Below are 6308 nucleotides of genomic sequence, written 5' to 3'. Positions count from 1 at the left end.
TTAGCGCACTAGTCTGGGGGACTAGGGGTCGGAGGTTCGAATCCTCTCGCTCCGACCATTCAAATCAAGCACTTAGGCTTGCTTCTTGAGGGTGTCGGGCCCTCGGTTTGCAAGCCGCTTTGCAAAGTTCAGCGCCCCGATCGGGGCGCTTTTCGCGTTTCTGGGCCTCTCACGCCGCCCCATCATGACGCAGTCGATCCAAGCCCTGCGCGGGGAGCGCACGGCAAAAGCCCGTGACGAGACCGGCCAGGGGGGAGAGATCGTCGGCGAGAGTCTGGCGGCGAGCGGCCAGGACATCGCCTTCGGCACCGTCAGCATCGGCGCCTACACGTACGGCTCGAAGACCGTGTTGGTGCCGCTCGAGCTGCTGCAGGACCCCCGCGTCGACATCGAGCCCACCATCAACGTGGCGCTCGCCACCCGCATCACCAACCGGCACTTCGCGACCGGCACCGGCCAGCCCCGCGGCGTGGTCACCGCGGCGGCGGGCCGGACCGGGGCGGTCACCTACGACGACCTCGAGCATGCGGTCGATCCGGCCTGTCGCGGCGACGGCCGGTTCATGTTCCACGACGCCACCCTCGAGGCGCTCAAGAAGCTGAGGGACAGCCAGGGCCGGCCCCTCTGGCGCCGATGGGCGCCTCCGCGCTCGCTGCTGTTCGGCGACCTCAAGACGGACCTGATCCGCGACGTGATGGCGGTGACGTTGTTCCGCTTCGCGGACAGCAAGGACCTGGAGAAGGGTCAGGTGGCGTTCCTGGCCCGGTCGACGCCAGCAACGACGCCATCAAGGCGTTCCAGCACCCGGCGAGCTGAGGCCGGAGCCCGGTCGGCCCGGCCGCCCGGGACGGGCCGCTCACCGCGCAGCCTGCTCCGTGCCCGATGACGGTGCGAAGCCGACGGTGTCCTTCTCGGCATCGCCCATCACGGCGCCCACCCGGGCCAGGGACCGGACGCCCCCGGCGGAGGCCACCGGCAGGCCGGCCTCCGGTTGCGCGCAGAACAGCCCGACCGTGTCCTTCTCCGGGTTCCCGGTCGTCGGCCCGACCCGCATCGGCAAGTACAGGGGACAGCGCGCGGCGGCCGATCCGACACAGGCAAGCAGCAACACCGCCGTCAGCGGCGCATGGAGCAAGCGCATTGTTCCCTCCCTGAAGGGTTATTTTGGATGATCGACCGAGCAGAGACGTCGCTTCGATCTTTTCGTCTTCGCTCTCTATCGGCGCATTCCAGTCTCGCCGCATCCTCAGATTGAACGACGCGCTCACGTCGTCGGCAGGCGGAACACTCGTATCCGTGGGCCTCGAAGGCATGATCCTGCAAGTTCGGATGCCGGGAGGCGGCGGAGGGCAATCCGCTCGCGGTCAGCCTCGTGCCGCGGGGCGACCGGCCGAATGCGCTCCCGGCCTCTCCCGGGCGGAGCGGGCCGAAGCGGAGCTGCCGAGACGCAGGACCTGATCGAGACGCTGATCGCCGGGCTGGAGAAATCCACCGCCGCCCTCGAGGCGGAGCTGGAGGCCTACCACCTCTGCAACGCCGAGAAGCGCATCGCGATCGAGCTGGCCAAGGCCGAGGAGGTCGCCAGGGCCGAGGGCGTGACCCTCACCGGCGAGCGGACTGCCCGCATCCGAGCCGCCGCGGCCAGCGACAAGGACAAGCTCGCCGACCTGGAGCAGGCCGAGCGCCATCTCGCCGAGAGCGCCCGGCATGTCGGCCAGGCGCTCTCCGACGCCTTTGCCGACGCGATCCTGGAGGGCAAGAGCTTCGGCGAGGTGCTGCGCGGCCTGGAGAAGCAGATCGCCCGGGCGACGCTGCAGGCGCTGTTCACCGGCCAGGCCCGCTCGCCGGCCTCCTCGGCACGGCGCCGGCGGCGAACGCCGTCGGCGGGATCACCGGTACGGTCTCGGGTCTCGTCGAGGACCTGTTCACCCGCACGCCCGGCTCCGGGGGCGACGTGACCGGCCCCGACGGCGCGCTCCGGCTCGCCGGCGGCGGCCCGGTGCGTGACCCCGGCCCTGCTCTCGAACGGCGAGTTCGTACCTAAGAGGCGCGCCCGTATCGGGCTACGACGCCCTTTGGAAGGAGGTGCAGCCGCGCACGCTCGTCATAGGTCAGTCATCGATCGAAAACTTGCTTCTGCTGTTTTCACCTCGCCCGACGAGAAGATATGTCGGAACATGTCCGATACCTTTCACGTCTCGAAGGCCGTTGTCGGACACTTCGTAGCGCCCTGATATGACATCTGTCGTGTCTTTATCCAGCAGGATGCCATTGGGCGGAGCCAGTCCCTCCAGACGACTGGCGAGATTGACCTGCAAGCCCCACGTGTCGAAGACGGGTCGCGAATTCCCGATCACACCGCTGACCACGCGCCCGGTCGCAATACCAAATCTCAATCTCAGCTCGATGCCGCGATGTTTCCCCAACATTGCAACCGCATCTCGAGCATCCAGCGCAAACTCGGCCATCGACGCTGCGTCTTTCTCGACAGCATCGCCGATCCCCACGGCCGCCATGTAGGCATCCCCGACAGTCTTGATTTTCTCAACTCCGTGGCGAGCGGCAATCTCGTCAAGTTGCGTGAATAAATCATTCAGCGTATCGACTACAAATTCCGGTCTTTGCTCCAGTGTAAACTTCGTAAATCCCACAATGTCTGCGAACAAGATCGTCACCGGACTGCTCAAATCAGCGATCCGTCGCTCCCCGGAACGAATCCGAGAGAGTATCGATGCGGGAAGGATGTCGCGCAATATCGCATCCAACTTCGCTCGTTCGCTATCGAGCTTAGTGCGAAGAATGAAGTTGCGCCTTGCAAGAAATTCGATCGTAAAACTCAGAACGAGACCGATTGTAACCGCGTATATCATGATAAAATTTGTGTATGTGTACGCATCGGCGCCGGCCGATTTGGCCAAGAGAGCTATGTTGATAAATGCGACTTGAAGCAAGCAGCATACGACAACACTCAAGAAGAGCAATCTTACAGCGCAACACGCATATAGGAGCGTAAAGACAACACCGCATATATAGGCATCAAACGCCTTGTCGACCAAGTACATTACAATGGCAATTGCCATGGCGCTCGGTATCCAGAATATGGGAACCAAAACAAAGAGATGTTTCTTCATCAATGGCATGCTGAACATGGGCACAGCCATGCCGCAGGAAATTATTATATAAAGATGATAATAGGCCAGAATCAAGAATTCTTCCCTGAATGCGAGCCAATCTGATATCATCAAAAGCAGATGAAGAGCGACAGTGGCGGTCAAAGCATACTTCAGAGATGTGATGGTTTCTTCAGCATAATATTCAAGAAACGAATTCTCATCTTCGTTATCAAACCATGGAAACAAAACGCGATTTGACAACGTCAGCATCTTGCCCCTCATGATCGCTGGATGGCCCATGATCTGATCATGCCAATACGGATCGGGCCATTCCGCACCCGGTATCCGCTCAGAATTTTGGAGCCGCGTCCAGAGCTGTTCCCGATCGCGGTGCGATCGAAAGCTGCTCCTCACGCAGTCACGCTGGCCGGGGTGCCTCCTGGCCATGACAGCCCCCTTCCTTCGCAGGCCGCCGCACGAGGTGCGCTTTCCCCTCGCCCTGTCCTTACGGCTCCCGCGGCGGGCCGGAGCGGCGCACCGAGATCGTCACGCTGGGCTCCGGCGACGAGGAGCGCAACAGCCTCTGGCGCCACCCCCGCCGCCGCTACGATGCGGGACCCGCCCTGCGCTCGGCCGAGGTCGTCGCCGTGCTGATCGCCTTCGTCGAGGAGCGCCGCGGCCCCTCCACGGCTTTCGCCGGCGCGACACCTTCGATCACAGCTGCGCCGCCCCTGCCGCCGACAGCCTGGAGATCGTCGGGGCGCTCACCAGCGGGCGCCTGGCCGAAGCGGAACTCGCCCGCGGCCTGTTCGACGGCGCCGTGATCGCGGTCCGGCGCGTCGATTGGGCGAGCCCGGCCGACCAGGTGCTGGTCCTCTCCGGCACCGTGGGTGGAATCTCGCGCGGGCCCGCCGCCTTCGCCGACGAGGTGCGCGGCCGGATCCCCGGTGCCGATGTCGGACGAAGCAAGCGAATTGCGCACCGTGTTGCCGTGCGGGTCGGGCGCAGCTCCGGCCGGCCGCCCTGCTCGTCCGGCCACGCAACCCAGCTTTGCCGTGAACCGGACGGCGCGGCCCGGTGTTGACCCGCCGGAAAGAGCCGGAGAGGTCGAATGTCGATGCCGTTGACCCGCGCCGTCGCATTGGCGGCAGCGGCCGGAGCGATCGCGCTCCTCGTGCCTGCCGAGCGGGCGAATGCTCAAGGGACGGAGCGGCAGCGCTTGGCCTGCATGACGGATGCGATGACGCTGTGCGCCGGCGACGTTCCCAACACGCGCCGCATCGAATCCTGCCTGCGTCGGAACTACGACCGCATCAGTCCGCCCTGCCAGGGCGAGCTCGACGCGGCGGCACGCGCCGCCGCGGCAGGCCCGGGTGCCGCCGGAGCGCCCCGGTCCCGTCCCTGATATCGAGCGCTCCCGCTCCCCGGGGCGAAACCCGGTCTCCCGTCCGGGCCCGCATGTGGCCAGATGCCCCGCCTCGGGCTAAGCTCGAACAGCGCGGGACGGCGCGGCGCCGGCGGGATCGATCCCCCGGCGACCCTGGAGCGGGAGGGAAACGATGGAACAGACGGAGACGTGCTCGCGGCGGGTCCTGCTGGCGGGCATGACCGCGGGGCTGGCAGCCCCGATGCTCGCGGTCGGTGCGGGGACGGCCTCGGCCGCGGACGAGGGCGAGGTGGTGGCCCGCCAGCTCGAGGCCCTGCGCGTCGCGATCGTGGATGGCGACGCCAAGACGCTCGACGCCCTCACCCATCCGCAGCTCAGCTACGGCCATTCCAGCGGCCGCAAGATCGAGACCAAGGCCCAGTTCATCGCCAGCCTCGCCGGCAAGACCAACTACAAGTCGCTGACCTTCTCGGAACAGTGGATCCAGGTCGTCGGCGACAACGCCATGGTCCGCCATGTCTGGGATGGCGCCGACATCCTGCCTGGCGGCGAGACCGGCCGTTCCTACATCGCGGTTCTGCAGGTCTGGCTCAAGGATGGCGGCCAATGGCGGCTGCTCGCCCGCCAGAGCTGCCCGCTCAAGCCCGCCTGATCGCGAGGCGGTCTCGCGGGAACACTGGTCAAGCTCGGGCGTTTCCGCTCGCCGCCACGACGTTCGGTCATGGTCGGTCATGGCGCAGCGGGAGCGTGAGTTGTGCGATCCGACCGGCAGGTGAGCACGATCAGGCTGGTCGTCGAGGCCGTTCGCCTCGCGAGCAGCCTGGCCGTCAAGGAGATCACGCTGTTCTCCGACGAGGCCGACCGGATCGCCCGGGTCGTCTCGGGATGGGCCCTGTGGGGCGGTGCGATCGTGCTTCTCGCCTGCGTCAGCGGCTTCCTGCTGCTGATGGCCCTGGTGAAGGGTCTCGCTGCGCTGATTGGCTCGGAGGCGATCGCGGCGGTGATCGGCGCCTCACCCTTCGCCGTGGCGGCCGCCATGCTCACGGCCTGGGGATGGCGGAAGATGGACGTGCGGCGGTAGCGAGGCCGGCTCTGGCAGCGCGGGCTTCATCCATGCGCTGCGAGCAGGGCTCTTGTGCAGTGCAATCGATTGCAGCGTGCATTGCAACATGAGATAACGGTTTCGCACCGCAGCGATGGCGTCGCGGCGGTGCTGCCCTCTTTGGGCGTTTCCTCCCTAGACTTCGGGCCGCCTCGCAAGGGCGGCCTTTTTTCTGTGGGCAGGTTTTCGGTTGCGTCCGCGCCCGGTGCGGCCACACTGGCCGGCGCGGGCGGTCTGGCGGCCCGTGTTCCGTGAGAGGCTGGGCCATGGATCGCCCCAGGAGCGTCGGCATCGCCTGGTACGAGCCGGGCGACTATCCCCGGATCCGGGAGGCGATGACGGATTCCGGGCTGCCCGAGAGCTACGCCGCCTGGCAGATGTCGGCGACGCAGGTCGAGCGCGAGGTGTCGCGCAGCGGGGTGGCGGTGGTCCGCGTCCGGATCGAGCCGGAGGCCTTCCTGGCCTGGTGCCGCGCGAGGGATGTCGCGCCCGACGGGAAGGCGCGGGCCGCCTTCGTGCGCGAGGCGCACGAGGCGGACGGGGGCTGAGCCGGGGATCTCGGCGCCGGTCCGGAAGCGGGACCGTCCGCGGGTGGGTCGCGCGATGAGCGATCCGATCCTCCGGGCCGGTTCGAGGCGGTCGGCCGGACCGTATATCCCCTTCTCGACCTCATCCCGGAGCCGGGGGATGAAGGGACCTCCGTGAG

The 6308-nt window shown here is 66.4% G+C and carries 10 protein-coding genes; 8 read left to right on the top strand and 2 right to left on the bottom strand.

From position 1 onward, the window contains the following. Window positions 1–184 precede the first annotated feature (184 nt). Entirely contained in the window at window positions 185–886 is a 702-nt protein-coding gene (locus VQ03_RS11635; RefSeq protein WP_053078522.1) for a phage major capsid protein, read from the top strand. Here VQ03_RS11635 and VQ03_RS11630 read toward each other — a convergent pair. After that, window positions 857–1141: a hypothetical protein gene (locus VQ03_RS11630; RefSeq protein WP_048451034.1), complete on the bottom strand. Its 285-nt coding sequence runs from the start codon at window positions 1139–1141 to the stop codon at window positions 857–859. The genes VQ03_RS11635 and VQ03_RS11630 overlap by 30 nt on opposite strands. A 253-nt stretch (window positions 1142–1394) precedes the next feature. Here VQ03_RS11630 and VQ03_RS11625 point away from each other — a divergent pair, with 253 nt between their 5' ends. Continuing rightward, window positions 1395–1958, top strand: coding sequence for a hypothetical protein (locus VQ03_RS11625; protein WP_048451033.1), 564 nt, complete (start codon window positions 1395–1397; stop codon window positions 1956–1958). A gap of 153 nt (window positions 1959–2111) precedes the next feature. On the opposite strand, the gene VQ03_RS31835 is transcribed toward VQ03_RS11625, so the two are convergent. Further along, the gene (locus VQ03_RS31835; RefSeq protein WP_167376077.1) at window positions 2112–3413 is read right to left on the bottom strand and encodes an adenylate/guanylate cyclase domain-containing protein; all 1302 of its coding nucleotides are present in this window, start codon (window positions 3411–3413) and stop codon (window positions 2112–2114) included. A 242-nt stretch (window positions 3414–3655) separates the two neighbouring features. Here VQ03_RS31835 and VQ03_RS34300 point away from each other — a divergent pair, with 242 nt between their 5' ends. The 6 genes from VQ03_RS34300 (at window position 3656) to VQ03_RS11600 (ending at window position 6150) form a co-directional block, all read left to right on the top strand. Continuing rightward, window positions 3656–3937: a DUF2460 domain-containing protein gene (locus VQ03_RS34300; RefSeq protein ID WP_245292049.1), complete on the top strand. Its 282-nt coding sequence runs from the start codon at window positions 3656–3658 to the stop codon at window positions 3935–3937. Continuing rightward, window positions 3859–4197 (top strand): baseplate hub domain-containing protein, encoded by a 339-nt coding sequence (locus tag VQ03_RS34295; protein ID WP_208605500.1) that lies wholly within the window; start codon window positions 3859–3861, stop codon window positions 4195–4197. Before VQ03_RS34300 ends, VQ03_RS34295 begins: the two co-directional genes overlap by 79 nt. Window positions 4198–4230: 33 nt before the next feature. Then, window positions 4231–4518 (top strand): hypothetical protein, encoded by a 288-nt coding sequence (locus VQ03_RS11615; RefSeq protein WP_157064072.1) that lies wholly within the window; start codon window positions 4231–4233, stop codon window positions 4516–4518. 154 nt (window positions 4519–4672) lie between these two features. Continuing rightward, the gene (locus tag VQ03_RS11610; protein WP_208605499.1) at window positions 4673–5152 is read left to right on the top strand and encodes a nuclear transport factor 2 family protein; all 480 of its coding nucleotides are present in this window, start codon (window positions 4673–4675) and stop codon (window positions 5150–5152) included. Window positions 5153–5272: 120 nt separating this feature from the next. Next, the gene (locus VQ03_RS11605) at window positions 5273–5581 is read left to right on the top strand and encodes a phage holin family protein (protein WP_245292048.1); all 309 of its coding nucleotides are present in this window, start codon (window positions 5273–5275) and stop codon (window positions 5579–5581) included. A gap of 287 nt (window positions 5582–5868) precedes the next feature. Continuing rightward, window positions 5869–6150 carry a hypothetical protein gene (locus VQ03_RS11600; RefSeq protein WP_048451030.1) on the top strand — a complete coding sequence of 94 codons (282 nt, stop codon included), beginning with the start codon at window positions 5869–5871 and terminating at the stop codon, window positions 6148–6150. Window positions 6151–6308: the final 158 nt, after the last annotated feature.

This window comes from Methylobacterium tarhaniae (assembly GCF_001043955.1).
GTDB lineage: Bacteria > Pseudomonadota > Alphaproteobacteria > Rhizobiales > Beijerinckiaceae > Methylobacterium > Methylobacterium tarhaniae.
Note: the sequence above shows the minus strand (reverse complement) of the source record. Positions and strands in the feature narration are given on the sequence as shown.